This is a genomic window from Desulfoscipio gibsoniae DSM 7213, from assembly GCF_000233715.2.
GTDB classification, from domain to species: Bacteria; Bacillota; Desulfotomaculia; order Desulfotomaculales; family Desulfallaceae; genus Sporotomaculum; species Sporotomaculum gibsoniae.
The window spans coordinates 4,256,622-4,282,109 of sequence record NC_021184.1; the positions used below are offsets into that span (position 1 = coordinate 4,256,622).

Consider the following 25,488-nt stretch of genomic DNA (forward strand, 5'->3'; position numbering starts at 1 on the left):
GTCAAAATGTGTAATTTCTTTAATTATTCCTTGAAATAAGTACTAGAGCTAGATACACTAATATTAAATATAATTGATAAATTAGAAAAGATTTTGTCAATTAATCTGGAAGTAATTGTATTAAACGGACACATAGCCAGACACTCATAACGCTTGGTGTGCACTTCGATGCCAACCTCTACGGGAATATTGTACAAGTATCATTGATTGGGGGGTCTGGGAAAACATGGTGGTAAGTTCTACACGGCTGAATAAAAAGAAAAAACTAGAAAAATATTGGGAAGGCTTTATTACCTCTGACAAATTTGATTTAAGCCAGCTAAACAGTACCATAGCTTCATCCTGGCAAAGATGTAAAGAGGCGGAGGTAAACCCCCTGGGCGGTAAGTGTGATCGCATATTCGGGCGGGACCGGCTGGAACAGCTGTGGGAGGCCAATAGAATACTTTTGGAAGTGGCTGCGCCTGTAATTGAGTCGGTATATTACACTGTTCAGGGGTCTGACTTCATGGTGGTGCTGGTAAATAACGAGGGTATTATACTTAAAACAATGGGTGATTATCAAACCCTTAGCAGCGCGGAGCGGTTAAATTTTAGACAGGGGGCCGTTTGGACGGAAGATTCGGTGGGTACCAATGCCATAGGCACCTCATTGACATCCGGTATTCCCATCCAGATCACCGGCCCTGAGCATTTTTGCTCCCATCACCATGTCTGGACTTGCTCGGCAGCACCCATACGCGATCCGGAGGGGCATGTGCTGGGCTGCTTGGATATGTCGGGACCCTATGATAAAATGCACCCGCATACGCTGGGCATGATTGTAGCGGCGGCTCAAGCCATTGAATACCAGCTGCGCAGAGAATTGTCCAAAAGTGAATTGGAATTGGCGCTTAAAAAGTTGACAACAGCGGTAGATACGGTTAACGACGGAATAATCTATATTAATAAAGATGGAATAATTACCGATGCCAATATTCCCGCCTGCAACTTGCTGGGCCTGTCGCATGGTAAATTAAAGGGGATGCGGTTCAATCATGTACTGGGCGGCGATATCGCTTCCGGCTGCCTAACGGCTGGAGCTTCAGCAAATGGGGAGGATTTTATTATCTCCGCTCCTCCGGGCAGGTTGGTTTGCTCTATCAAGACCATTACCCATAATAACGGCACAATAGGCGGCGCTGTGGCTGTTATCCGTATCCAAAAGAATGGCGCTAAAGGGCCAGTAAGCTATTGCACCGGCGGGAAGATGAAAGTTGCCGGTGGCCCAAGGACTGATACCGGTTCCGGCAACGGCCTTGTTCGGTCTTCCGGTGGGGTATCTGCCGGCACCACCAGCCGGCAAGCCAATCCTTTCAATGGTATTATAGGCTGCAGCCGGCCTATTTGCGCTGCGATTAATCTGGCCCGGCGGGCGGCGGCCTGTTCCTCCACCGTGCTGCTGCTGGGGGAAAGCGGCAGTGGCAAGGAAGTATTTGCCACGTCCATTCATATGGCAAGTGACCGCCGCCAGGGCCCCTTTATTCCGGTTAACTGTGCATCGCTGCCCAGCGGGTTGATCCAAAGCGAGCTATTCGGCTATAGCGGAGGATCGTTTACAGGCGCCAAGCGAGACGGTCAACAGGGCAAATTTGAGCTGGCTAACGGCGGTACACTGTTTTTAGATGAAATCGGCGATATGCCGTTGGACATGCAGGCCAATTTACTGCGTGTACTTCAGGAAAAAGCGGTGATGCGGGTTGGTGGCAGCAAAATGATTCCTGTGGATGTACGGGTGATAGCCGCCACCAATAAGGATTTGTTTCAGGAGATGCAACAGGGCCGCTTTCGGGAAGATCTTTTTTACCGGATTAATGTGCTTTGTATTGAAATACCTCCCTTGCGGGACAGGGGCGCAGGCGACCTGCAGCTGCTCACTCAACATTTGCTGGTTTCCATTGCCGCCAGGCTGGGAAGGCCGGTATGCAAAATTGACTCCGCAGCAATGGAGATGCTGGCGGAGTACCACTGGCCGGGTAATGTGCGAGAACTGGCCAATGTGCTGGAGCAGATGCTGATTATCACCGATGACGATGTTACCCGGGTGGAACATTTACCGCGTTACCTGCAAAAGTCGGCCCGGGATTCGAAAGGATTGGCCGGGCAGGTTTCCTGTGCACCGGAGGAATCAAGAAGCAGTAATCCGGTAAGTACACTGGAACAAATAGAGAAACAAGCTATTCGAGAGGCGCTGCAGTGTTTTGGCGGCAATATCAGCCGAACGGCACAGGCGCTGGGTATAGGCCGGAACACACTGTATGGAAAACTAAAAAAGTATGATCTTAATGATTGAGCAAAGGATAAGATTGGATAGAAAATACTGGCTGCCAGTAATAAAAGCAGCCGGTATTTTTTTGCCCAATAACAAGAGCTCCAGAAAGTACACGCTGTTCGAGTTATGACCATTGTACGGTTTCCGAACAGCAATATCGTAATAGCAATATTTTTGTGGCTTAGAACATTTTGTATTGCCAAGCAAAACTACAATTGTTCAACGATAATCGAACAGTTTTGCGTACCGGCTTTCTTCAAAGGTAAGGTTATTCTTTACTGTTTTTGGCGTTTTGCTTTATGGCATTGTCCTTGCTTAGACAAAAAAGTGTTTTAAATCTTCCAACAAGATTTAATTAAGTTAGGAGGGAAAGTTATGGCATTAACTAAAGAAGAAATGATGGAGATGTACCAAAGGATGCTGTTGATCCGGGAGTTTGAAGACTCAGTGGCCAATGTTTTTTCTCAGGGGCAGATCCCGGGTTTCGTACACCTGTACGTGGGAGAAGAGGCAGTGGCGGTAGGGGTCTGCAGCAATCTCAGCGACCAGGACTACATTGCCAGTACCCACCGTGGCCACGGGCACGGTATTGCCCGGGGAGCTTCAGTGGACAAAATGATGGCGGAAATCTTCGGTAAAATTGACGGTTACTGCAAAGGTAAAGGTGGTTCTATGCACATTGCCGATGTGGAACTGGGCTTTTTGGGTGCCAACGGTATCGTTGGAGCCGGTCTGCCATTGGCGGCGGGAGCGGCCTTTGCCAACAAATATTTAAACAATAATGGGGTGGCGGTTTGTTTCTTTGGTGACGCCGCTTCCAACAGGGCGACCTTTCATGAAGCGCTGAACCTGTCCAGCATCTGGAAGCTGCCGGTGGTATTTGTCTGTGAAAATAACATGTACGGCATTTCCATGTCCCAGGAGCGGCACCAAAATATCACCGATGTGGCGGACCGGGCCACAGCTTACGGTATTCCCGGCCTTACTGTGGATGGTAACGACTTGATGGCAGTTTACGAGGCTTCGTCGGAAGCGGTTAAACGGGCGCGGGCAGGAGAAGGCCCCACCCTCATTGAGTGCAAAACTTACCGACACCGGGGTCACTTTGAAGGCGATGCCTGTGTGTACAGAAGTGAAGATGAACTTAACCAATGGAAAAAGAAATGCCCCATTAAGCGGTTCGCTGCCAGGCTTTTGGAAATGGGCTTGGCCGGTCAGGATGAGCTGGACAAGATCAACGAGCAGGTAAAAGAACAAATCAAAAGTGCCCTGGAATTCGCCCGGCAAAGTCCTTTGCCCGATATAACAGAGCTGACCAAGGATGTTTATTGTGATTAAAAAATTAATTAGCAATTTATCTTGAAGGGGTGATTGATATGTTGGAAATGACTTATTCACAAGCCATCAACGCAGCTCTCAGGGAAGAAATGAGACGGGACGGCACAGTGTATATTCTGGGTGAAGACGTGGGCGTTTTTGGCGGCTGTTTTGGTGTAACTGTTGGATTAATTGATGAGTTCGGTGCCCAGCGGGTAATGGATACGCCCATATCAGAAACCGCTATTATGGGCAGCGCCGTAGGCGCGGCCGCGGCCGGACTGAGGCCTGTGCCTGAAATTATGTTTGTCGATTTTATGGCCGTATGTTTGGATGAATTTTTTAACCAGGCCGCTAAAATGAGGTATATGTTCGGCGGCAAAGCCAGGGTGCCCGTAACCCTGCGTACTGTGTGCGGGGCCGGAGTGGGGGCCGCGGCCCAGCACTCCCAGAGCCTGGAGGCCTGGTTTACCCATATGCCCGGGGTGAAAGTGGTGATGCCATCCACGCCGGCTGATGCCAAAGGTTTACTGGCGGCCTCAATTCGGGACGACAACCCGGTAATTTTTATCGAGCATAAAGTGCTTTACGGTTTGTCCGGTCCGGTTCCGGAAGGGGAATACACCATACCCCTGGGCAAAGCCGACATCAAGCGTCCGGGTGGGGACGTTACCGTGGTGGCCACCTCCATGATGCTGCATAAAGCGCTGGCTGCGGCTCAAACTCTGGCCGGTGAAGGGATAGAAGCGGAGGTTATCGACCCTCGCACACTGTCACCTTTGGACAAGGATACCATACTGGAATCCGTAGCTAAAACCGGCCGTTTGGTAGTTGTGCATGAAGCAGTAAAAACCGGCGGGTTTGGCGGGGAAATAGCCGCCATAGTGGCAGAGGAAGGATTTGATTACCTGGATGCGCCTATTAAGCGGGTGGGCGCCCCCTTTACTCCCGTGCCTTTCAGCCCGCCCCTGGAAGCGGCCTACATTCCCGATGAAAATAAGATCATTGCTGCTGTCAAAGAGCTGTTATAAACAGAGGGATTAGAGAGGAAGAGATATGTGTCATCTGTGGGCATAATAGCCAACCCGGCCTCCGGTAAGGATATCCGCAGGCTGGTGGCCTACGCCACGGTATTTGATAATAATGAAAAAGTAAATTTGATCAGAAGAGTGCTGCTGGGTTTGCATGCGGTGGGAGTACAGAGGGTTCATTTTATGCCCGATTACTTTGGCTTTTGCCACCGGGTCATGGACGGCCTGGCCGGGCAGCACCGGCCCGCGCTGGAAATCAGCTTGCTGGATATGCCTGTAGAAGCCAGCCAGTTGGATTCCCGGCGGGCAGCTGCCCTGATGACCGGCGCCGGGGTACGGTGTATCATCACGTTGGGCGGGGATGGAACCAACCGGGTGGTGGCCCGGGGTGCCGGCGAAGTGCCGCTGCTGCCCATTTCCACCGGCACCAACAATGTATTTCCCGTCTTGGTGGAGGGAACTATTGCCGGTTTGGCAGCGGGGCTTCTGGTTACCGGGGCGGTCCGGCCGGAACAAGCGCTGGTGCGAACCAAAAAATTAGTGATTTATATTAATGGCCGGCCGGTGGATAGCGCACTTATTGATGCCGTGGTGCTGTCGGACCGGTTTATCGGCTCCCGAGCGGTTTGGGAAGTAGATAAAATCAAGCAAATAGTGGTTACCAGGGGAGCTACCACCAATATCGGCATTGCTTCCGTGGCCGGCGGCATCCGGCATATCGGCATGAAGGAACCATTGGGCATGCACATAGTGGTAGGCGGTGATAACACGCCGCTGCAGGTTAAGGCTGCTATCGGGCCCGGCCTGATCAGGAGAGTGCCGGTGGCCCGGCATGAACTGCTGAGTCCCGGACAAAGGGTTACGGTGCTGGAAAATCCATGTGTAATAGCGTTGGACGGGGAGCGGGAAATTCAAGTTAACCGGGGTGACCGGGCCGAAGTGGAACTTTCCCCGGCCGGACCTCTGGTAGTGGATATAAACCGCACCATGTCCACGGCTGCCGCCGGGGGAGCGTTTAAGATTAATACTATTGACGGAGTGAGTGATTAACATGGCAAAAATTGTTTTAATGCCCAAATTGGGATTAACTATGCAAAAGGGTAGAATAACAAGCTGGCTAAAAAATGAAGGAGAGCAAGTAGAGCAGGGCGAACCATTGCTGGAAGTAATGACTGAAAAAGTCAACATTAAAGTGGAAGCTCCCTTTAGTGGAACGTTGTATAAAATTATCGGCGAAAAGGGCAAGACACTGCCCATATCGGTGCCAATTGCAGTGCTGGCCGAGGAAGGCGATACGGCAGGCGATTTGGAAACAACCGTGGCCCAGGCTCAGGAGGACTTGCGGCAGGCCCTGTCCGCACAGGATCAGGCAACAGATACTAAAAAAGCTGAGTCCAAGCCCGTCAAGCCCTTCGTGGTGCTCAGCGGCAACCGTAAAGTATCACCCCGGGCGGCCAAGTTGGCCCGCGAGGCCGGTGTGGACGTCAACTTGATCAGCGGCTCGGGATCAGGCGGCCGGTTGGTGGAAGAGGATGTCCGTGCTTACCTGGAACAGGTACAGGGAGGCGATAAAACACAGCTGATGCCTATTGACGGCATGCGGGCGGTTATCGCCGAAAGAATGTCCGCCAGCAGAAAACAGGCGGCTCTTGTTACAATCATGGAAGAAATAGACGTTACGCCCCTGGGGGACGTGCGCAGCCAGCTCAACGGGCTGGATAAAGCAGGCAAATTAAAGTTCTCATACACTGACTTGATAGTTAAGTTTGTGGCCCAGGCGCTTACGGAATATCCCATGGTTAATACCCGCAGTTCGGATAATGAAATCGAGATGTCGGAACATATTAACGTCGGGGTAGCCGTAGCCCTGGAAAACGGCCTGGTGGTACCCAACATTAAAAACGCCCACCGGCTGTCTCTGGAGCAAATTTCAGCCAAAATTAAAGACCTGGCAGCCCGTGCCCGCAACAATGAACTGGAGCCCCGGGAGGTGGAGGGCGGCACCTTTACCGTAAGTAACCTGGGAATGTTCGGTGCGGAAGGATTTACACCCATCATCAACCGGCCGGAAACAGCTATTCTGGGGGTGGGCGCCATGCGCGCCAAACCGGTGCTCAAAGGCGGACGGCTGGAGAAGTGCAACTTAATGACTTTAAGCCTTTCTTTTGACCATAGAATTATTGATGGTTCTTTGGCAGCGGAGTTCTTAAGCAGACTGCGCGAAATGCTGGAAAGTCCGCATCCCTGGTTCGAACTGGAGCCCCGGAGCAGCGGAGACAATGTGCTGGCCGGTGGCGGCAGCACCCCGGTGCAGATTCGCAAAGCTTACCAGGATGGCATTAGTAAGTTGATGGAAACAGCACCCGATGCGGTGCTGGGTTTTTCCGCCCTGACAGAAGGTGTTATGTTTGATGACGGTGAGATTTCCCGGTTAAATAAAGAACTTATACTGGTGGCCCTGGCAGTATATATTAAATGTGAATATTGCATCGCTGCGCATGTCTACAACGCGCTGGAACAAGGGGCCAGCCCCGAACAGATTCTGGAGGCGGCCAATGTATCCGTATTTTTCGGAGGTGGCGCGGCGCTGGCTCATAGTGCCGTTATGGTACAGGATTGCCTGGAGGCTTTTGCCAACAATAGTTGATCGGGGGATGTGTTAAGCAATTGAAAGGAACGGAGGAGAAGCTTACAATTCGTCGGGTCCTTGTATTGGACCTGGCTACGGAAGACTATTTTCGCACTTTGGAACTGCAGCGGGAGCTGCAAAAGCAGCGTATGGAAGGAGCCATACCGGATTGTTTGCTGGTGCTGGAGCACCCGCCCACTTTCACCCTGGGACGGGCCGGGGGCGCTGACAATATACTGGTAAATGAGGACCGGCTGGCCCGTGAGGGTATCGGCGTATACAACGTTGAGCGGGGCGGCGATGTTACTTACCACGGGCCGGGCCAACTGGTAGGTTACCCCATACTGGACCTGAAAAATTATGGACGTGATGTGCACAGGCTGGTGGAACGCCTGGAGGAAGTGCTGATTCGCACCCTGGCCGCCTTTGGTATTACTGCCGGCCGCCGAACCGGGTTGCCCGGAGTGTGGGTAGATAAGGCTAAAATAGCCAGCATCGGACTGGCCATAACCAGGTGGGTGACTATGCACGGCTTTGCCCTTAATGTACAACCGGATATGCGCCATTTTGGGATGATTAATCCTTGCGGATTACAGGGGGTGACGATGACCTCCATGTCCGGTTTATTGGGACGCCAGGTCAGTCTGGAGGAGGTAAAAAGCCGGGTGGTGGAGGAAATGGCCGGAGAGTTCGGCTGGGAACTGCTGCAGAGCGATTACCGGGTTGATGCGCTGCTGCAGAGGCTGGGCCTGGTGGCCCGAAACTTCCGGCCGGGCTGGCTCACGGTGGCGACGCCGGGACCGGGGGTGCTGGAGGGTATGACCGGTCTTTTTGAACGTTGCGGGCTGCACACTGTATGCGAGGGGGCTTGCTGCCCCAATGCGGCCGAATGCTTTGCCCTGGGCACCGCCACTTTCATGATCCTGGGGGACACCTGCACCCGTAATTGCCGGTTTTGCTCGGTAAGCAAGGGAACACCCGGGACGCCGGACCCCGGGGAACCCCTGGCGGTGGCTGAAGCAGTGCGGGAATTGGGTTTGCGTCATGCAGTTATTACCTCCGTTACCAGGGATGACCTATCCGATGGTGGAGCGTGCCACTTTGCGAATATGATTCGCGCAGTACACCGCCTGAATCCCCATACTACAGTGGAAGTGCTGGTGCCTGATTTTAAAGGCTCGGAAGAAGCTCTGGCCGAAGTGCTGGCGGCCCGGCCCGAAGTGCTGGGCCACAACCTGGAGACCGTGCCCCGGCTTTATAAGCAAGTACGTCCGGGTGCCGATTACCGACGTTCGCTTGAACTGTTGGCCCGGGCTCGGGAAATTGCCCCGGGGGTGGTCACCAAGAGCGGGCTAATGTTGGGATTGGGCGAGGAGTTCGGTGAAGTGTTGGCTGTTTTGGACGACCTGCGGGAGGTCGGATGCGCTTACATAACCATCGGTCAGTACCTGCAACCGTCAACGGACCAACTACCGGTGCATGGATTTATACCACCGGGAATATTTGCTCATTACCGTGAGGAGTGCCTGCGTCGCGGATTCAAACGAGCCGAGTGCGGCCCCCTGGTGCGCAGTTCTTACCACGCCGCCTCCCCTGATGCGCCGGAAGTAGACCTCCATGCCGCCGGCGCGGCATTATCGGCAGGATGAAAAAGGATGGCAAGGGTCAACGAATTGATAAGAGCATAACATATGTGACTATGAATAGGCTCTTGACCCAAGCTATTTAATTTCTTTTAGAGGAGGGAGTAGTAATATGGGACAATTGTTTGACGCTCTGGCTAACAATTACGATGGCTGGTACCTGGCTCCGGCGAGCCGGTTTGCCGACCGGGTGGAAAAAGACGCCGTACTGGGCTATCTGGAAATTAAAGATGGCATGAGTGTGCTGGATATCGGCTGCGGCACCGGTAACTATACTCTGCTGCTGTCCCGACAGGGTCTGCGGGTGACGGGGCTGGACATCTCTCCCGGCATGCTGGCCAGAGCGCGGGCCAAGGCGGAGGAAGCGCATTTGGATGTAGAACTGTTGCAGGGGGATGCTACAGCCCTGCCTTTTGGGGATAACTCATTTGATGCTGTGCTTTCCGTATCCGCCCTGGAATTTATGCCCCACCCGGATAAAGTCCTGCGGGAAGCTTACAGAGTGCTTAAACCCGGCGGCCGGCTGGTGGTTGGGGTGCTGGGGCAGGACAGTGCCTGGGGCCGCTATTACGCGGACAAAGTCCGGCGGAATCCCGGCAGTGTTTTTAGCCAGGCCAAGCTGTATACCCTGGAGGAACTGCGCAGCGCCATGCCCGGCGCAGGAGTGCAAGCCCGGGCGGTATTATTTACACCGCCGGATTTTGATTATACCAACGAACAGGCGGCGGCCGAACTGGAAAACGCTGCCCGGCAGGACGGCCGTACCGATGGTGGTTTTATTTGTGCAATGGTGATAAAGGGGTAAATTATATTAATGCTCGGGTAGGTTTTAGCATGGCTTTCGCCATACCCTAACGGCAGGGTTCTTCGGAGGGCTTGTGGGCCTCGGCGGCGGAGTAATCATGATCCCCTTGATGGTGGGCATACTAAAAATGAGCCAGTACAAGGCTCACGGCACAAGTCTTGTAACCTTCGCCTGATGAGGAATCAATTGTAGTGGGAAAAGAAGAAAAGAGCAGCTAAGCCTGCTCTTTTTTATCAATCCGGCAGTTGACCTATTACTATCCCTTACCATTCCAGCAGTATGTACAGATTTTATCCTTATTTATACCGATTGCATCAAGCATGTCATGTAAGTTTTGGTATTTTAACGTTGAAAAGTTGAGTATTTTTCTAATGCTATTCACCATACAATTGTACTTTTCATTTGTCGGATCACAATATGCTTCAAATGATTCCGGTTCTTTTCCTTCAATTTCAATGATGGCCTGTCTTGCTACAAGATCCATTTCCGACCGTGAAGATGAAAAATTTAAATATTTACAACCAAATACAAGAGGCGGGCAAGCTGATCGAACATGAACTTCACGGGCGTTACATCTATATAGCAAATCCACCGTTTCTCTCAACTGTGTGCCGCGAACAATTGAATCATCGCAGAAGAGCAGCCGTTTACCGGAAACTAGATCAGGTATAGGCATCAGTTTCATTCTTGCAACAAGATTTCTTATAGTCTGATCCTGCGGCATAAAACTCCTGGCCCAGGTTGGTGTATATTTTATGAAGGGACGCCCCAAAGGTATTTTGGATTGGTTTGAATAACCGATGGCATGTCCGGTACCCGAGTCAGGTATACCGGCAACCATATCGATTTCTACATTGTCGTTTTCGGCCATGGCTGCACCATTTCTATAACGCATAACCTCCACGTTCATTCCCTCGTATGTTGAGGATGGGTAGCCGTAATAGACCCATAAAAAAGCACATATTTTCATTTTATCCCTGGGGGGCGCAATTTTCTCAATTCCATCCGGTGTCAAATAAATGATTTCCCCTGGGCCAAGTTCATAATTAAAGCGATATCCCAGGTTTGCAAAAGTACAGGATTCAAAGGAAACGCAGTATGAACCTTCTTTTTCACCTACAATTAAAGGCGTTCTACCAAGTTTATCCCTTGAAGCATAAATCCCTTGCGGTGTTAAAATCAAAATCGAACAGGATCCCTCAATCATTTCCTGCGCTTTTAATAAACCATCCTTGAAAGAGTTTTCCTGATCTATAATCACAGACACAAGTTCAGTAGGGTAGATAGCACCCCTGTTAGTTTCTAAAAAATGGGCATGTTGATTGGCGAACGCTTTATCGACTATTTCATATAAATTATTGATTCTTCCTACTGTACTAATGGCGTATTGACCAAGGCGCGAACACACAGTCAAAGGCTGAGGTTCTGTATCGCTTATGCATCCTATACCCATATTGCCTTTTAAATTTGATAGCTCAGATTCAAATTTTGCTCTAAACTGAGTATTTTTAATGTTATGAATGGCTCTGTTAAAACTGTTTCCGCTCCATACCGCCATCCCACCCATACTAGTTCCCAGGTGCGAATGGTAATCCGTACCAAAATACACATCATTGACACAATCTTCCTTCGAAACAACACCAAAAAATCCACCCAAACCAACTCTACTCCTTAAAATGTATTATTAACTGACATGTTTTGTGTATATAGAATTACACTTTTATTATAATATTGTAATACTTTTTTACAAACATGGTATCATAATAAGTGGCACTTCATACAATCCCATGCGCCTTATATCATATGCCTAAGAAAATAACGGCATCGGGGCAAAGTTCTTAATCCAGGGCTGTAAATTATTATAAAAAAAGCTCTGGTTCTCTCCTACGAGTCAAATTAACCTCCAATTCATATTTATGCCTTAAATAATCTTTATCATCAAAATACTTTGCTTGAGTGGGGCATTTTTTAATACAAGCACCACATTTAATGCAGATTCCGTTTAATTTTGATACATCTTCATAATCAATGGAACCAACTGGGCAGATATTTACGCAAAGTTTACAATCAATACAATTACTATTTGTTTTTGGAGTAACCTTTCTAATATCAACAGGGATACCATCTTCATTTTTGGGCATATAGTGTTTTCTATAGGGATTATTTCCTCTCACAACTATGCTCTGAATTTTATTTTGGGTTGTTAGTTTGCTGTATATTTGATCCGCAAAGTCACTTACTATAGCCATATCTTTTTTATCAGGTCTGTTTTTGGCAAGAATTCTGGAAAATGAGTGTTCCCCTATAAATGCACCGCCTGCAATAACTGTAAAACCATTTAATTCAAGGATGTCCTTTAATTCTATTAAAGCATCGTCATAATCTCTATTTCCATAAACAACTACGGAAATTGCTAACGCGCCATTACCTTTAATAGAATTCAGGTATTTTAGCAAAATATTAGGAACCCTTCCCGCATAAACCGGAACCCCTATAATAACAATATCTTCTCGCGCAAAAAATACTGCTTCTTTTCTAACCTCCGGCAATGTAAAATCAATATTATTAATAATCATTTCTCCATCAATCTTAGCTGAAATTTTCTTTCCTATTGCAGATACAATTTTTTTAGTTGTACCTGTAGGACTAAAATACATTGTATTTAATTTATTATTCATAATAAACATCCATCCATTATCTATATTTTTTGAAATTTTATTATTAGTACTTGAATCAACAACGTAAAGCTCAGTGAGATATGAGTTTCTTCGCAAACAGTAAACCGCCTTTGCCAATTGAGTCAAGAAGAGCACTGATGATGTAAGCAGAACGGGAAACACCCGTAATGAGAGGCATGCCAGTTTCCCAACATACCCCATGATCCAAAAGCCATAACATTGTTAACAGGTCTTCTGAACTGGAGAGCTATTTTTTTTATTTAATTCTATGATATTGTTTGTGATCCTCTTCCTATAACTAAAAATATGAAAAAAACTATGCTTTACAACACCTCATCTCCCCAGGACCAGCAGGAAATGATTAAAACTAAAAAAGGCCTGGGCGAATTTATGGGTAACAGCATGTTCGTCCTGGCGGGGATAATTGCAGCGGGGGCTGTTTTAAAATATTTTGGTCTGGAAAAGGCCGCAGCTGTCTCTTATTCCATTGCATTCAAACTCCCCTATGTATATTAAAAAATTCTCCCTTCGGTGGACCATAGTTTTAACTCTTTATGGGCAGAGAAAAATAAAAAATACAGATCACCATCCACAAAGCGTGGCATTGATCTGCATATCAACTTTAAAGATAGACGGATAGAAACGGGTAACGTAATATGATATATGTCCCTTCTTCCATGATTCGTAAAAATAATCACAACAAAAAAGCCCACTCTTGTGGATGGTATAATATTACCGCTTTTTCGTTATTAGCTTACCTTATACAAACAAAGTAGATGGATTCTGTTTCCCCTACCCAAGGAATAAGATTATTATAACATAAAAGTCCTTTTCCGCATAAGACAAACCCAGGCTCTAGGAGGGTTTGGGCTGTTAGATCCAAAATGGCTTGAAACGAGCGAAAGTATCTCAAAGTAGGGTTCCACAGAGTTAACAATATCCCTTGCAGTCCGCTGCGGTGGACCTGGGCCAACACGCTGTTCATCGGCGTTGCCAACAATACTCAACCATAGGCCATCTTTTTCTAAATGAACGGCTACATTTTCAGCAAAGCTCTTCCGTTCTTCATCTGATTTAAATGAATGAAAACAGCCTCTATCAAATGCAAAGCCAAATGGCGTCCCTTCAATTTTGTTTTTATAGAAGTCAATTACATTAAAGGTACATTTGACATCAGCTTTTAGGGCTTTCTCTATAGCCTTCTGTATGGCAATCTCCGAAGTATCAATACCTATCACATCAAAGTTATTTTGGGAAAGCCATATGGAGTTATCGCCGGTCCCGCATCCAATATCCAGCGCTTTACAGGGTTTTATGGCCATCGTGGTTACAGTCTGAATAAGATTGAAATCAGGTTTGCCAATATTCCAAGGAGTATCACCCGCTTGATATCTTTTCTTATAACGTTCCTCTATCATAATTTTGTGCTACCTCCTATAGCCATAACGTAACATTCAGTGACGAACCACTTTCGGCGCATTGATTGGAACAAATTGCTAGGTGGTTTTAGCACTATTATATATTATTTTAAAATTAAAGTAACGCCTTTCCACCCAAAAGAAGGCTGCAATTTTTTAGCTGATGGACCAGTCAAATTATAGGATATCCTTATCAAGTCTTAGCTGCGAGGGTTGATTATTGATGGCACCAATATTGAACGACTGACTAAAGTAATTACAATTTTACTGCCAGCTAAAATTTTTCGCCCCGAAAAAAAATTTGTATCCATAAGGCAAACCAGCTAATGCAGAAAAAAATTTATCTAAATAATACCTTCATTAATAAAGGCTTTTTTGAACATTTTTATATTCTATAATCTCATTTTCCTTTAATCGTTTCTCTTTTTCTCTTTTGATATGGCTTTTTTATTGGAGATATTTGCGGGTAGAGGTTTGGCATATACAGTTATTTTTCCAAGCATTTTAGCTGGAAGCACTTTAAAAACATAATAAAGGATCAAGTAAAAGGCCGTTAGTATTAAACCGACATATAGGCCTGAGCCCTGTCCCGGAATAAAAGGCATGGTTAGTATAACAACTATTAGACCTGTAATAGCTAATAAAGAGCTATAAGGGAAACCAGCCAATTGGCAATTACCCTGAGGGGGACAGCCATTCATTTTCCTGTAACGGTAATGGGTGGCTAAAATTATTACATAGGCAAATAAAAGAGAAAAACCACCGGCACTGACCAGAAAGATATACATCTGTTCCGGCAATATATACCCCAAGCCCACAGAAGCCAGCATGGCAGCACCGGAGAAAATGATGCCACGCAGGGGTATATCACCACGGTCTTTCAAAAAAAAGGGCGCATGTCCTGCGTCTGCCAGCGACCGAACCATCCTACCCAAACCAAATGTAGCTGCCAGCATAGTTGAAAGAATAGCACTGACCAAAATTACGTTAATGGAGCCGGCAGCCCAGTTCAAACCACCGGCGGTTAAAGCTGCAACCATTGGGCTTACTTCTTCGGTGAGGGTTCCCGTCGGTGTAAGCGGGAGTAACGTGGCAATCACGGCACAGTACAGTCCCACCAGGCTTATCACTGTGAACTTTATAGCCCTGGGTATGGTTTTATGAGGTGTCCGGGCCTCCGAAGCGGCTAACCCTATTGTTTCAAATCCGGCATAGCTAAAGAGCACAATTAACATGCTTCCGGCAACCCCTGCTATGCCTCCCGGGAAAAGCGGTTCCCGGGTCAGAACTCCCAGTCCAACAGGGGCCTTTTGAGGAATTAGTCCCACTATCAAAGCTACAGCCAGGCCTATAAAACCTATTAAAGCCCCCAGTTTTATAGCCGCCAGACCGCCCTCCAGGCTGCTTAAAAGCTTTGCTCCCAGTAAATTTAAAAGAGTAACTGCAACTATGATTAAGATGGCTAAAACAAACAATGGAACTTCTGGTATCCAAGTTTGCAAGAAGATTGACGCTGCCGTTGCTTCACTTGACATGGCCAGGATCAAGCCTGTCCAATAGACCCAGCCCACCATAAACCCAAGCCACGGTCCAAATAATTGTTCCGAATAAGTTCTAAAAGAGCCGGGCTTAGGATCGGCTACTGTCATTTCGGAGAGTGCCGTTAGAATTATATAAACTAATATACCTCCCAGAATAAAAGCCGGCAAAATTGCCGGGCCGGCGGCTCTAATTGCTATTGATGAACCTAAAAAAAATGAACCTCCAACAACAGTTCCAAGTGCCAGCATGGTTAGCTGCCATGCAGATAAACCATTATTTTGTTTCATAGGACAAAAACTCCTCGAGATATTTAGCTATAGATTTAATATGTACAGAGTGCTGTCCCTGGATACGTAAAAACCCGTATTTCTTCAGTGGCTAAAAGCTAATACAATCTGATGTTTGCCATAACCTGCAGGAGAAGCTGGCACAGGTTTCGTCTGTGGCAATTGGTATGGATGTATTGATCACTTCGGCTATGTCGAAGGACGGGTATAAAAGTATTCAGTTTACATTCAAAACTTGAGGGCTGTGACTACCTTTTCCGCTACTCCTGATCGAGGAAATTTCAAAAGGGCCAATCGACCTTCCAAAATTTACCAAAGGCTACCAACCCTCTGGTTATCATCTGAAAAATCATATATACTATTGGCAATCATGACGAAAGGGGATGTTGATTTATGTACAAAACAACGGATATTGCAGTCATTCTATATAACAGGGAGGTGTGTGTAAAGTAAAATAAACACATTGAACCTCCCAAAAGGTGATTATGAATATCATTTTTTAGGAGGAAATTATTTTGGATAATATGCTAAAAAAATATGGTGCAAGTGAACGTTTTATACAGGAGGCAACCCTATATCCAAATTTGGCTATTGGCCGAATTTGTTCGCAATACAAGGATTTATATAAAGCAATTACCCACCAGGGGGAGGTTGCAGCGGAAATATCCGGCAAGTTTCGATATGCAGCGACCCGCTTATCCGATTATCCCGCAGTGGGAGATTTTGTTATGCTTGACCGCAGCGATAATAAAAATGGAAACGCAATTATTCACCATGTTCTTACCAGAAAGAGCTCCTTTGAGCGTAAGGCGGTGGGAACAGTGAATGATACACAGGTAGTTGCCGCAAATATTGACACGGTATTTCTTTGCATGGCACTGAATAATGACTACAATCTGCGCCGGCTGGAGCGTTACCTATCTATCGCGTGGGACAGCGGAGGTACTCCTGTAGTTGTGCTGACCAAATCTGATATCTGCCATAACTTACAGGAGAAGTTATCAGAGGTTTCGTCTGTGGCAATTGGTGTGGATGTTTTGGCCACTTCGGCTATATCAGAGGACGGATATAACAGTATTCTGTCACATATTCAGCCCGGGAAAACCGTAGCTTTTATTGGCTCATCCGGTGTAGGTAAGTCTACGCTAATTAATCGCCTGGTAGGTGGGGAAATTCTGCAAACCAGCGATATCCGCAAGGATGGTAAAGGCAGACATACCACTACAAGGAGACAATTACTGGTTCTTCAAAATGGTGGAATTGTCATTGATACACCCGGAATGCGAGAGCTGGGGGTTGAAAGCGCTGATTTTTCAAGAGCATTTGCAGATATTGATAAGCTGGCAGAGCAGTGTAAATTTCGAGATTGTACTCACCAAAGTGAACCGGGGTGTGCAGTGCAAAGGGCTATCCAAGATGGTACACTTGCAGAAAAACGATTGGAAAGTTACCTAAAGCTTAAAAAAGAAGCAAAATACGATGGACTAAACTCAAAGCAGATTGAAACAGAAAAAATTAATGCTATGTTTTCCGGTTTGGGCGGTATGAAAAACGCCAGGAAATTTATCAAAACAAAGAGTAAAAGAAGATAATAAAACTGTAAAACCACAGTATATACTACTGCAAAGGCCAAGAAGTCTAACTCATTTCTTGGCCTTTAGTCATACCCTCCTTGCCCTTTATCATTTCACCTCGTAAAAACAATTCCTTGGGTTTTCTTGTGGCTACACAAGCATTAATCCCCTCCGCAATTAACTAGACTCTATCTTGCTAATGATCAGTCAGTTATATACTATGGGGAAAATGAAGTGAAATCATGTTTTCGCATCTTTTATTTCCGTTAAGATTTTCTCTATATTACGAACCCTACGTCTAATGTCATTGATAATAGAAAATAAGTATATTAATAACACTATGGGCATGATTAAAAATACGACCAGCAGTATAAAATTTAATATCTGAACTGCAAACGTCATATTTAAACCAAGAGATTCAATCAGGCTGCCCATTTGGCTTCTCTCCCTTCATAATTGAAACTTACTTCGCGATAGGATATTTTTCAGGCGGTCTTCTTTGACTCGGTAGCGGAGCTAATTGTTTTCGTAGCTCCCACCGTCCCGCATTCAGCAGCCGGGTTACAGCTATTTTTTCTATACCGGTCAACTCTGCTATCTCGGTATAATTTAATCCTAATACCTCTCGCAAAACGAGTACTAACCTTTCTATGGGCGACAGAGTTAATAGTGCTTCTTGAATTTTGTCTGTGCTATTGTCTTTTGCCGGCGGGCTGCTTTTAGCTTTAGGTAAATTTTTGCCCGGGCTGGATGTGGTTTTGTTTCTATATATTAAACACAGGTTTTTCAAGGCTATGTTTATAGATATATTACCATTTAATGCGTTAAAAACGGCTGTTAACAGTTCTTGGGTTTTATTGTGACTACCGGTTAATCTATAACCTGTGTTGTAGAGTAAATTTACTATTTGCTCGGAAGAATTACCCTGCTTAGACATTTCTCCCAGTTTGGGCATGGTCCCTTCCCCTTCTCGTTTAAAATTCGGTTAACGTGCGACATCAAGTTCAAAATCAACCTTGGGCATCCTCTCCCCCACACTTCTCAATTGCAAAGTAACCCGGTCGTTCTCAGGCATGGGGAAAGATATTTTGACATGATTATCATCAAACCATTCCATACGGATATGCTTATGCCAGAATTCTTGATCTTTAATATGAAATTCAGGGCGGTAATAATAAGGCGGTTTATCCCCGATCCCTTTAAAACTGAAGTAACAAACCAACTGATTATCCTCTATAACAGCCTTTTCCAAGCTATAAGTAATAACCCCGTAGTTAAAAACTCCGCTTAATGCTTGTTCCCCCTGGCGGGGACAGTTGAACTCCATTGTTTGTTCATTTTCCGTGAAGCGGTACAGGTACAGCGGCGGTGAGGTCAGCTTTAATTCCCTGGCCGAGGGGTCTACAGGTTCAAAGTGGAACGAGCCCGTAATCCCACCCGTTACGGGGTCGGTTTGGGTGCGGGTTTCATTGAGCTTGATTCTTTTACCGTTGGTTTCGTCAATTAGATCCGCCCAGTGACCGGGTAAGAAGGCACCGTATTCTTTGATCATCGGTGCCGGCGGAGTGCTGCTACCCCGGCTTTCCATGCTGGTGGGCCCATTGGGTCCCATAACGGTATACATGGGACTGTCCAGCCCAATACCCACACCGGCTATGGACGGGTCCTGCGGCCAGCGTACCCGGAAAAAGATAATGCTTTCGGATAGGCCCAGCACTGCCCGGTCCAGGGCCATCTCTACCGGCTCTATGGTTTTTTTCAGGTTGGGGTAAAACTCCCTGGTGTTTTGGGCCACTAAAGTAGGGTCGACTGGTATTTCAAACTGCGTTTCCCCCGGCATTTCACCAGTGCTAAAGGACAGGGTTAATTTCTGGGCATCCAGATTAACCGGCTCCAGATCGTATACAAAATATTTACCCTGTATGCCCCTGCCGCCCCGTGGGTCATAATGCACACCTTTATCGTCGGCCATGTTGATATAGATATTGCTGTCTCCCTCCAGTTGCGGGTCGATACTATAAAAAACGGTGGTCCGGGCGGAATCCAGCAATATTTTATCTACTGTGATGGTATAGGGACCTAACTTTTTTGACTGGTTTACCTCTGTAAAGAGATCCATCTGCTTGGCCTGTTGGAATGACGGGTCCCGCAGAGCCATGTTTCGCCCCGCTTGGTATGAGGCCCAGGCGATGGTAGAAGCGGTAATGATTATACATGCCATAAAAACCGCCGCCACCCGGCGCAGCCGCCCCCAGGCTTTATCTAAACCGGATAAGGGTGAAGTTTTAGCTGCAGGGGATTTCGCAAAAACAGGCCGGGTGCATTCATCTAGCAGTTTCCGGCAGGATGCGCATTCTGCCAGGTGGCGTTCCACCATCTCCAATGAAGCCTCGCTGGCCACACCGTCGGCGTACAGAGGCAAAAGATCTTTTATTATTTCGCATTCATATTTAGTCATGGTCATCACCTTCTAATTGTTTATATAGTTGGTGAAATTTTTGCCTGGCCCGGAATAGAGTTACCCGAGCTGTTGCCGGGGATTTGCCCAGTATGTCCCCTATTTCCTCAAAAGATAATCGTTCCTGTTCCCTGAGAATTATCACCGTACGGTAATCCACAGGCAGCTGCTCAAGGGCTAGCCGTACCAGCCGCCGGTTTTCTGCTTCTTCCAGATGCCGGGCCGGATCGCCTGCCCTGTTCTCGTCCGGAATATCATGGTTTAGCGGTAAATTGCGCTCCCCGGGACGGCCCCGCAGATAGCCGGTGTAAACATAATAGGCTACGCGAAACAGCCAGGTGGACAGGGCGGATTCACCACGAAAGTTTTTTAGGGATACCAATGCCCGGCAAAAGGTTTCCTGGGTTAATTCATCCGCCAGGTGATAATCTCCGCCCATACGGTATAAGTACCGGAAGATCGATACTTTATAACTTTGATAAAGTTTTTCTATAGTTGACATGGCCATATCAAAAAACGCTCCTGGTTATTGGTGTCCGAACTTAGGAAAATGTTACAGCAATTATGCAATTTTTTTGCACAAAAAAAAAGATACTTTATTACGTTAAGTATCTTTTTCCTGATTACCTTTGGTACAACTATCCCATACCAAATCCAACTAAAATTACATTTTATACCTTTGCCCTGAAACTATCTAATATTTTATGAACTTCAATAAATAAAACAAGTTCCTTTATAATGAACTGGGCCAGGAGCGCTTTTTTTACATTTTTAAGCAATATTCTTTTTAGCATTTAAAAGCAGGGATGGAAATCCCTGCTTTTTTAACTTACGTATGGGGGTGGTAAATATCATACTAATACTTAATTTTGACCACTCACGGATGATTTGTGGCGAATTATGATTTCAAGAATACACATACTAAAGATTACAATAAATAAAAGGATGTGCTATATATGTATAATAAACCTCAAATTAACGTTTTTTCTCCTCATACAAGGCAGGATAAAATTGATAAAATTGCCGAGTTCTGCAACGATAAAAATTTGGATTGGCGTCATTTACTAGATATAGGTACTTCAAAATTATTAAGATCGTTATTAGATGAAAATGATCTGGATGATCATATCAGGTATTCCAAGTGCCGCAATTATGCAGATGAGGCTGTTCATTACTTAAACGATAAAGTAGGAAATGACAGGCTTCGTTTTCGAGGAATAGCCTACCTGTTAAAGTCAATGTGCGGTACCATGTTTCAAGTAGGTTATAATACCCCCTGTCATATAGAACCAGAGCTGCAAACTAATTTCTTTACGCCTATAACGTCTTCTATAAGTCTGGAAGCTATTTCACAATGCTGCCAGGAGAACGAGATAACAGCCCTTGAACTGCTGGACGTCGGGCTTTCTCTTTACGGTGTGGAAGAGGTTATTGCAGATTATTCTCCCCCTCGAGAGATTGCCATGCTTGATGCTGACAGGATCGGAAGTGGAGCTTTAGCCGGTAAGATGTTAAATGGATATTTAAGATACCTGGGAGCCTCTGTACTGGATAGAGTTATAGTCACGTTATTGATGACAAAAGCCGCTGCAGTAAACTTATTAGGCGTATGTGGGAAAAAGTGTAGTGGAGATTGTTCTTGCTAGGGCCATTGATATCAAGGGGAAGATAGCGGTAATACACGCATGGTAGTACAATTGGAAATCCCTTATAAGAAAGTAGTTGCTGTCCCTCTATATTACTATTTGTTTTTTTTAAACGGCGCCTGTACGCCTTCGGGCAACCGGCGCTGAATTTTATTTGTCCTTCAGGAACCTATGAAGTAAGACAAGGGGACGTTTCGTTTGTCCCAATAGACTGAGAGATGTTTATAGTTATTCTTGTTTAGGGGTGTTCTTTTTTTATGTACAGGAAATAGGTACCAAAGTAAAGACTAAATACCCAAAGCTGGTTTATAATGTGTCTATCAATTGGTTAATAAAAGGAGGTAGATCAGGTGCAAAGGATAGGAATAATTAGTGCATGGGTGCTCAGCATGCTGCTGCTCATCACCACTGTATCGGGCTGCAGCGGCGACTCAGGACAAGTGGAACAGCATCCTGCCGCAGGAGAGATTGGAACGCCGGTGGCCCTGGCTTCGAGTTTTGCCGTTTATAAAGATGTTCCGGTGGACTTTTCCCCGACACTGGAGCCCTATAAGGTGGATCCAGAGCTAGACAATGTAACTAATAAGGAAATGTTTCAACTCTCTCCAGAGGCAAAGCAGCTGCTGGTGGAAAACGGATTTGTGGTGGTGCCCAACCAATACAACCGGGAGTTTTTTATGCTCTATGAAACCAACCTCTATGAACCGGTGCCCAGCTTTATCACCACTGATTCAATGCTGCATAATTACCACTTGTTCTTCAGCCACCTGCTGCGGGTTATCGAAAAGGGAAAACTGGCCCCGGAATTAAAAGAGCTTACCGCAGCCATGCTCACCGCATCCCAAAAACAGTATGCTGCCCTTAAAGGCAGCGATTGGGAGAACGCCGCCCGGAGGAACATTGGCTTTTTCGCCGTGGCCGAAAAACTTTTAGATCCCCAAATGCCTGTTCCATATCAGGTAGAGCAGGTTGTGGAAGAGGAACTGCGGCTTATCGAAAACGCTTCAGGTATCCAGAACTCCCCTTTGATGAATATGGGGCAGGACCTGAAGGGTACGGACACCCTGCAGGAAGATTACTCCCAGTACATTCCTCGGGGCCACTACACTACTGACGAGATGCTGCAGTCATATTTCAAGGCTATGATGTGGTACGGAAGAATGACTTTCCGGATCAAGAGTGAAGATGAAACCAAATCCGCTGTTTTGATAACTTCGGCCCTTGGTGAAAGCGATTTCGAGCAAAAATGGGATAAAATATACCAGCCCACCAGCTTTTTTGTAGGCAAAGCCGACGACCTGTCCTACCCGCAGTATCGGGAACTGTTGGACAAAACCTATGGCACCGGGATCAGGCTAAAGGACCTGGCCTCCGGTAGCGATCAATGGACAGCCTTTATGGAAGCGGCAGCAGAGCTGGAACCCCCGGTTATAAACTCCATTCCCATCTTTGATGAGGAATTACAACCCGATCGCGAAGGTGCAATCAAAGGCTTTCGCTTTATGGGGCAGCGCTTTACCCTTGATGCCGCCGTTTTCCAGCGGCTGGTTTACCGCAATGTTAAAGAAAATAGCCAGGGCGAGCGCAGGATGCTGCCCAAGGGCCTGGACATCCCTGCAGCCATGGGCTCTGGGGAAGCTTACTCCATATTGGAGGCTGAGGGGGAAACGGATTATGCGGGCTACCCTGCTAACATGAATAAACTGCAGCAATACATCGCCGGCCTGGATAAAGAAATTTGGACCCAGAACCTGTACTGGGGCTGGCTTTATACCCTGGAACCCCTGCTGCAGGAAAGAGGAAAAGGTTATCCCTCATTTATGCAAAGCCAGGCCTGGACCAGAAAAGATTTGAATAGCTTTTTAGCCAGCTGGACCGAGCTCAAGCACGATACCATCCTTTACGCCAAACAGATTTACGCTGAAATGGGCGGCGGTATGGCTGGAGTGGATGACCGTGGTTATGTGGAGCCAAACCCGCACCTTTACGCTCGCCTGGCCGCACTGGTGAACATGACGCGGGAGGGTCTAGCATCGCGGGATCTTCTTGATCAGACAGATCGGGACAGTCTGGACCGGCTGGAACAGCTGGCCCTCTCTTTAAAGACCATTTCGGAAAAGGAACTTTCCGATATACCCCTGACTGACGAGGAATTTGAACTGATCCGCTCCTACGGCGGGCAGCTGGAGCATTTCTGGCTGGAGGCACTAAGCGATATAGGGGTGGACCACCGCTCAGCAATAGACGAAAACCCTGCAGCACTGGTGGCCGATGTAGCCACCGATCCAGGAGGCCGGGTGCTGCAGGAGGCTACGGGGCACATCTTTGAAATTTATGCTGTAGTGCCCGTTGATGGTAGCCTGAGAATTGCCCGGGGCGGTGTTTACTCCCACTATGAGTTTTCCTGGCCACTCAGTGACCGCTTAACCGATAAAAAATGGCATGAGCTGCTGGATTCCGGACAGGCGCCACCCCTGGCCGGGTGGACTAAAACCTTTATCGCCCAGTGAGATTCCCCCAGTTAGTGCCGGTCCTCATGCTGGCGGTGGGACTGCTGTACTGCTTCGGAGGCTGTACCCCGCAGCAGTACGGCGGCAGCAGGGTTTTCCATGACCTCGCGTCTTTTAAAGAATACCGCATGAAACTTCCGGAAAAACATGATTCCCTGTGTCTGGTGGCTGTGGGAGATATCATGCTCTCCCGGTACGTGGCTCAAAAAATAAAAGAACACGACGACCCGAACTATCCTTTCGCCGGGGTTAAATGGTTCTTGCAAGGCGGGGACGTTGGCTTCGGCAACCTGGAAGGCCCGGTAACCCCGGGGCGGGAAATAAAGATTCCCGAGATGGTTTTAAGGGCTGACCCCCGTGTGGCTCCGGCCCTTAAAGATGCCGGTTTTGACATCCTGTCGCTGGCCAATAACCATGTGCCCGATTTTGGTGAACAGGGAATACTGGACACCTTACATTACCTGGACGATGCTGCAATCCTCCATGCCGGTGCCGGTAGAAATAAGCAAGAAGCTTTTGCGCCCCAATATATGGAGGTAAAGGGTGTAAAACTTGCTTTTTTGGCCTTCAATGACCCGGCGGTTGTGCCGGATTCCTACATGGCAGGTGATAGCCCCGGCACCGCTGTCCTGGAACCTGAAAAGGTAACTGCCACCGTCAAGGAGGCGGCGGATAATGCTGATTTCACGGTGGTTTCCCTTCATGCCGGCACCGAATATGCACCCATGCCGGATGACACCCAGGTACACTTTGCCCGCCTGGCCATAAACGCCGGGGCTGATCTGGTGTTGGGCAGCCACCCGCACGTGGTACAAAAAATCGAGCAATACCGGGGAAAATACATCCTTTATAGCCTGGGCAACTTTATTTTTGACCAGCTATGGTCCCGGGACACTCGGGAGGGTGTTATCGCCAGGATCTATATCAGCGAAAACAGTGTGGAAAAGATGGAATTCCTGCCGGTATACATCAACGATGATGCACGTCCCGTGGCTTTAAGCAGGCGGGAGGGACAAAAAGTACTGGAAAAACTGGGACTGAAACTGGATATAAAAACTTTACCGGCATGGGATAATGAAAAAAAGATTTTCGCAACAACTGAACAATATGTATTCCAGGCCAGCAAGTCCCCGCTGGAATACAGACTGGTGCAAAGCCAACAGTTCGATATGGACGGCGATGGCATCCTCGAAGAATTTAATCTAAGGAACGGGAGAATAACGGTACGGAGCTCTTCCCGCATTCTCTGGCAGTCACCGGATGACTGGTGGGTGGACTATTTCTTTTCGGGCGACGCCAACAACGATGGTACGCCGGAGTTTAACCTGCTGGTTTGGAAAGCAGGAAGTTTCGGTCCCCACAGGCCTTTTTGGGTAAAAGAAGAAGATACCAGCATTAAAAACCACCTCTTTGTCTTCAAGCTGAGAGAAGGCAGCGTTAAACCGGTGTGGCAGTCGTCCAACCTGGACCGTCCCAATTACCGTGCCGCCCTTATTGACCTTAACGACGATGGTAACAACGAGCTGGTGGTTACAGAAGGCAGTTATATCGACCCCGCCAGTAGAGAAGTGACCTTATGGAAGTGGAACGGCTGGGGCTTTTCCCGTATTACTTTAGCGGATGAGTGACTTTGTTTTAT

Annotated in this window: 19 protein-coding genes and 1 pseudogene; 13 read left to right on the forward strand and 7 right to left on the reverse strand. The window is 47.2% G+C overall.

Features of this window, described 5'->3' with window-relative positions; all coding sequences use genetic code 11:
- The first annotated feature begins 226 nt into the window (after positions 1-226).
- The 8 genes and pseudogenes from DESGI_RS19845 to DESGI_RS25465 form a co-directional block, all read left to right on the forward strand.
- Entirely contained in the window at positions 227-2,332 is a 2,106-nt protein-coding gene (locus DESGI_RS19845; protein ID WP_006521525.1) for a sigma-54-dependent Fis family transcriptional regulator, read from the forward strand.
- A gap of 354 nt (positions 2,333-2,686) precedes the next feature.
- A complete protein-coding gene (gene pdhA, locus DESGI_RS19850) occupies positions 2,687-3,649 on the forward strand; it encodes a pyruvate dehydrogenase (acetyl-transferring) E1 component subunit alpha (RefSeq protein WP_006521524.1) in 963 nt (320 codons plus the stop codon).
- Between the two features lie 38 nt (positions 3,650-3,687).
- Entirely contained in the window at positions 3,688-4,659 is a 972-nt protein-coding gene (locus DESGI_RS19855; protein ID WP_006521523.1) for an alpha-ketoacid dehydrogenase subunit beta, read from the forward strand.
- A gap of 27 nt (positions 4,660-4,686) precedes the next feature.
- Positions 4,687-5,709, forward strand: a complete 1,023-nt coding sequence (locus DESGI_RS19860) for an ATP-NAD kinase family protein (protein ID WP_006521522.1) — start codon at positions 4,687-4,689, stop codon at positions 5,707-5,709.
- A 1-nt stretch (position 5,710) separates the two neighbouring features.
- Positions 5,711-7,306 carry a 2-oxo acid dehydrogenase subunit E2 gene (locus tag DESGI_RS19865; RefSeq protein WP_006521521.1) on the forward strand — a complete coding sequence of 532 codons (1,596 nt, stop codon included), beginning with the start codon at positions 5,711-5,713 and terminating at the stop codon, positions 7,304-7,306.
- A gap of 20 nt (positions 7,307-7,326) precedes the next feature.
- Positions 7,327-8,937, forward strand: coding sequence for a lipoyl synthase (lipA, locus tag DESGI_RS19870; RefSeq protein WP_162141534.1), 1,611 nt, complete (start codon positions 7,327-7,329; stop codon positions 8,935-8,937).
- A gap of 106 nt (positions 8,938-9,043) precedes the next feature.
- Complete coding sequence (locus DESGI_RS19875; RefSeq protein ID WP_006521519.1) at positions 9,044-9,736, forward strand: class I SAM-dependent methyltransferase; 693 nt, start codon at positions 9,044-9,046, stop codon at positions 9,734-9,736.
- Between the two features lie 73 nt (positions 9,737-9,809).
- A pseudogene (locus DESGI_RS25465) lies at positions 9,810-9,899 on the forward strand (sulfite exporter TauE/SafE family protein); the annotation flags it as partial.
- Between the two features lie 93 nt (positions 9,900-9,992).
- Here DESGI_RS25465 and DESGI_RS19880 read toward each other — a convergent pair.
- Both DESGI_RS19880 and DESGI_RS19885 read right to left on the reverse strand, forming a co-directional pair.
- Positions 9,993-11,393 (reverse strand): amidophosphoribosyltransferase, encoded by a 1,401-nt coding sequence (locus tag DESGI_RS19880; protein WP_006521518.1) that lies wholly within the window; start codon positions 11,391-11,393, stop codon positions 9,993-9,995.
- Between the two features lie 202 nt (positions 11,394-11,595).
- Positions 11,596-12,414, reverse strand: a complete 819-nt coding sequence (locus DESGI_RS19885) for an EFR1 family ferrodoxin (protein WP_041285009.1) — start codon at positions 12,412-12,414, stop codon at positions 11,596-11,598.
- Positions 12,415-12,732: 318 nt separating this feature from the next.
- Here DESGI_RS19885 and DESGI_RS24895 point away from each other — a divergent pair, with 318 nt between their 5' ends.
- Complete coding sequence (locus DESGI_RS24895) at positions 12,733-12,930, forward strand: hypothetical protein (RefSeq protein ID WP_157872825.1); 198 nt, start codon at positions 12,733-12,735, stop codon at positions 12,928-12,930.
- A gap of 296 nt (positions 12,931-13,226) precedes the next feature.
- Here DESGI_RS24895 and DESGI_RS19890 read toward each other — a convergent pair whose 3' ends face one another.
- On the reverse strand, positions 13,227-13,832 hold the full coding sequence (locus tag DESGI_RS19890; protein WP_006521515.1) for a class I SAM-dependent methyltransferase: 606 nt from the start codon (positions 13,830-13,832) through the stop codon (positions 13,227-13,229).
- Positions 13,833-14,242: 410 nt separating this feature from the next.
- A complete protein-coding gene (locus DESGI_RS19895; protein ID WP_006521514.1) occupies positions 14,243-15,661 on the reverse strand; it encodes an amino acid permease in 1,419 nt (472 codons plus the stop codon).
- Positions 15,662-16,185: 524 nt separating this feature from the next.
- On the opposite strand from DESGI_RS19895, the gene rsgA reads away from it, so the two are divergent.
- Entirely contained in the window at positions 16,186-17,253 is a 1,068-nt protein-coding gene (gene rsgA / locus DESGI_RS19900) for a ribosome small subunit-dependent GTPase A (RefSeq protein WP_041285736.1), read from the forward strand.
- 445 nt (positions 17,254-17,698) lie between these two features.
- Here rsgA and DESGI_RS23385 read toward each other — a convergent pair whose 3' ends face one another.
- The 3 genes from DESGI_RS23385 to DESGI_RS19920 are packed head-to-tail and all read right to left on the reverse strand — an operon-like array spanning position 17,699 to position 20,201.
- Positions 17,699-18,190, reverse strand: coding sequence for an RNA polymerase sigma factor (locus tag DESGI_RS23385; protein WP_006521511.1), 492 nt, complete (start codon positions 18,188-18,190; stop codon positions 17,699-17,701).
- 30 nt (positions 18,191-18,220) lie between these two features.
- The gene (locus tag DESGI_RS23390; protein ID WP_006521510.1) at positions 18,221-19,693 is read right to left on the reverse strand and encodes a zf-HC2 domain-containing protein; all 1,473 of its coding nucleotides are present in this window, start codon (positions 19,691-19,693) and stop codon (positions 18,221-18,223) included.
- A complete protein-coding gene (locus DESGI_RS19920; RefSeq protein WP_006521509.1) occupies positions 19,686-20,201 on the reverse strand; it encodes an RNA polymerase sigma factor in 516 nt (171 codons plus the stop codon). The genes DESGI_RS23390 and DESGI_RS19920 overlap by 8 nt, the downstream gene beginning before the upstream one ends.
- A gap of 448 nt (positions 20,202-20,649) precedes the next feature.
- Between DESGI_RS19920 and DESGI_RS19925 the strand changes: the two genes are divergently transcribed.
- From DESGI_RS19925 to DESGI_RS23395, 3 genes are all read left to right on the forward strand, one after another.
- On the forward strand, positions 20,650-21,339 hold the full coding sequence (locus DESGI_RS19925) for a hypothetical protein (protein ID WP_006521508.1): 690 nt from the start codon (positions 20,650-20,652) through the stop codon (positions 21,337-21,339).
- Positions 21,340-21,689: 350 nt separating this feature from the next.
- Complete coding sequence (locus DESGI_RS19930; protein WP_006521507.1) at positions 21,690-23,849, forward strand: DUF3160 domain-containing protein; 2,160 nt, start codon at positions 21,690-21,692, stop codon at positions 23,847-23,849.
- A 14-nt stretch (positions 23,850-23,863) separates the two neighbouring features.
- On the forward strand, positions 23,864-25,477 hold the full coding sequence (locus tag DESGI_RS23395) for a CapA family protein (RefSeq protein ID WP_157872826.1): 1,614 nt from the start codon (positions 23,864-23,866) through the stop codon (positions 25,475-25,477).
- Positions 25,478-25,488: the final 11 nt, after the last annotated feature.

Coding starts and splice junctions, on each gene's coding strand:
- DESGI_RS19845 (WP_006521525.1), top strand. CDS start 227: ATGGTGGTAAGTTCTACACGGCTGAATAAAAAGAAAAAACTAGAAAAA.
- pdhA (WP_006521524.1), top strand. CDS start 2,687: ATGGCATTAACTAAAGAAGAAATGATGGAGATGTACCAAAGGATGCTG.
- DESGI_RS19855 (WP_006521523.1), top strand. CDS start 3,688: ATGTTGGAAATGACTTATTCACAAGCCATCAACGCAGCTCTCAGGGAA.
- DESGI_RS19865 (WP_006521521.1), top strand. CDS start 5,711: ATGGCAAAAATTGTTTTAATGCCCAAATTGGGATTAACTATGCAAAAG.
- DESGI_RS19875 (WP_006521519.1), top strand. CDS start 9,044: ATGGGACAATTGTTTGACGCTCTGGCTAACAATTACGATGGCTGGTAC.
- DESGI_RS19885 (WP_041285009.1), bottom strand. CDS start 12,414: ATGAATAATAAATTAAATACAATGTATTTTAGTCCTACAGGTACAACT.
- DESGI_RS24895 (WP_157872825.1), top strand. CDS start 12,733: ATGCTTTACAACACCTCATCTCCCCAGGACCAGCAGGAAATGATTAAA.
- DESGI_RS19890 (WP_006521515.1), bottom strand. CDS start 13,832: ATGATAGAGGAACGTTATAAGAAAAGATATCAAGCGGGTGATACTCCT.
- DESGI_RS19895 (WP_006521514.1), bottom strand. CDS start 15,661: ATGAAACAAAATAATGGTTTATCTGCATGGCAGCTAACCATGCTGGCA.
- rsgA (WP_041285736.1), top strand. CDS start 16,186: ATGCTAAAAAAATATGGTGCAAGTGAACGTTTTATACAGGAGGCAACC.
- DESGI_RS23385 (WP_006521511.1), bottom strand. CDS start 18,190: ATGCCCAAACTGGGAGAAATGTCTAAGCAGGGTAATTCTTCCGAGCAA.
- DESGI_RS23390 (WP_006521510.1), bottom strand. CDS start 19,693: ATGACTAAATATGAATGCGAAATAATAAAAGATCTTTTGCCTCTGTAC.
- DESGI_RS19920 (WP_006521509.1), bottom strand. CDS start 20,201: ATGGCCATGTCAACTATAGAAAAACTTTATCAAAGTTATAAAGTATCG.
- DESGI_RS19925 (WP_006521508.1), top strand. CDS start 20,650: ATGTATAATAAACCTCAAATTAACGTTTTTTCTCCTCATACAAGGCAG.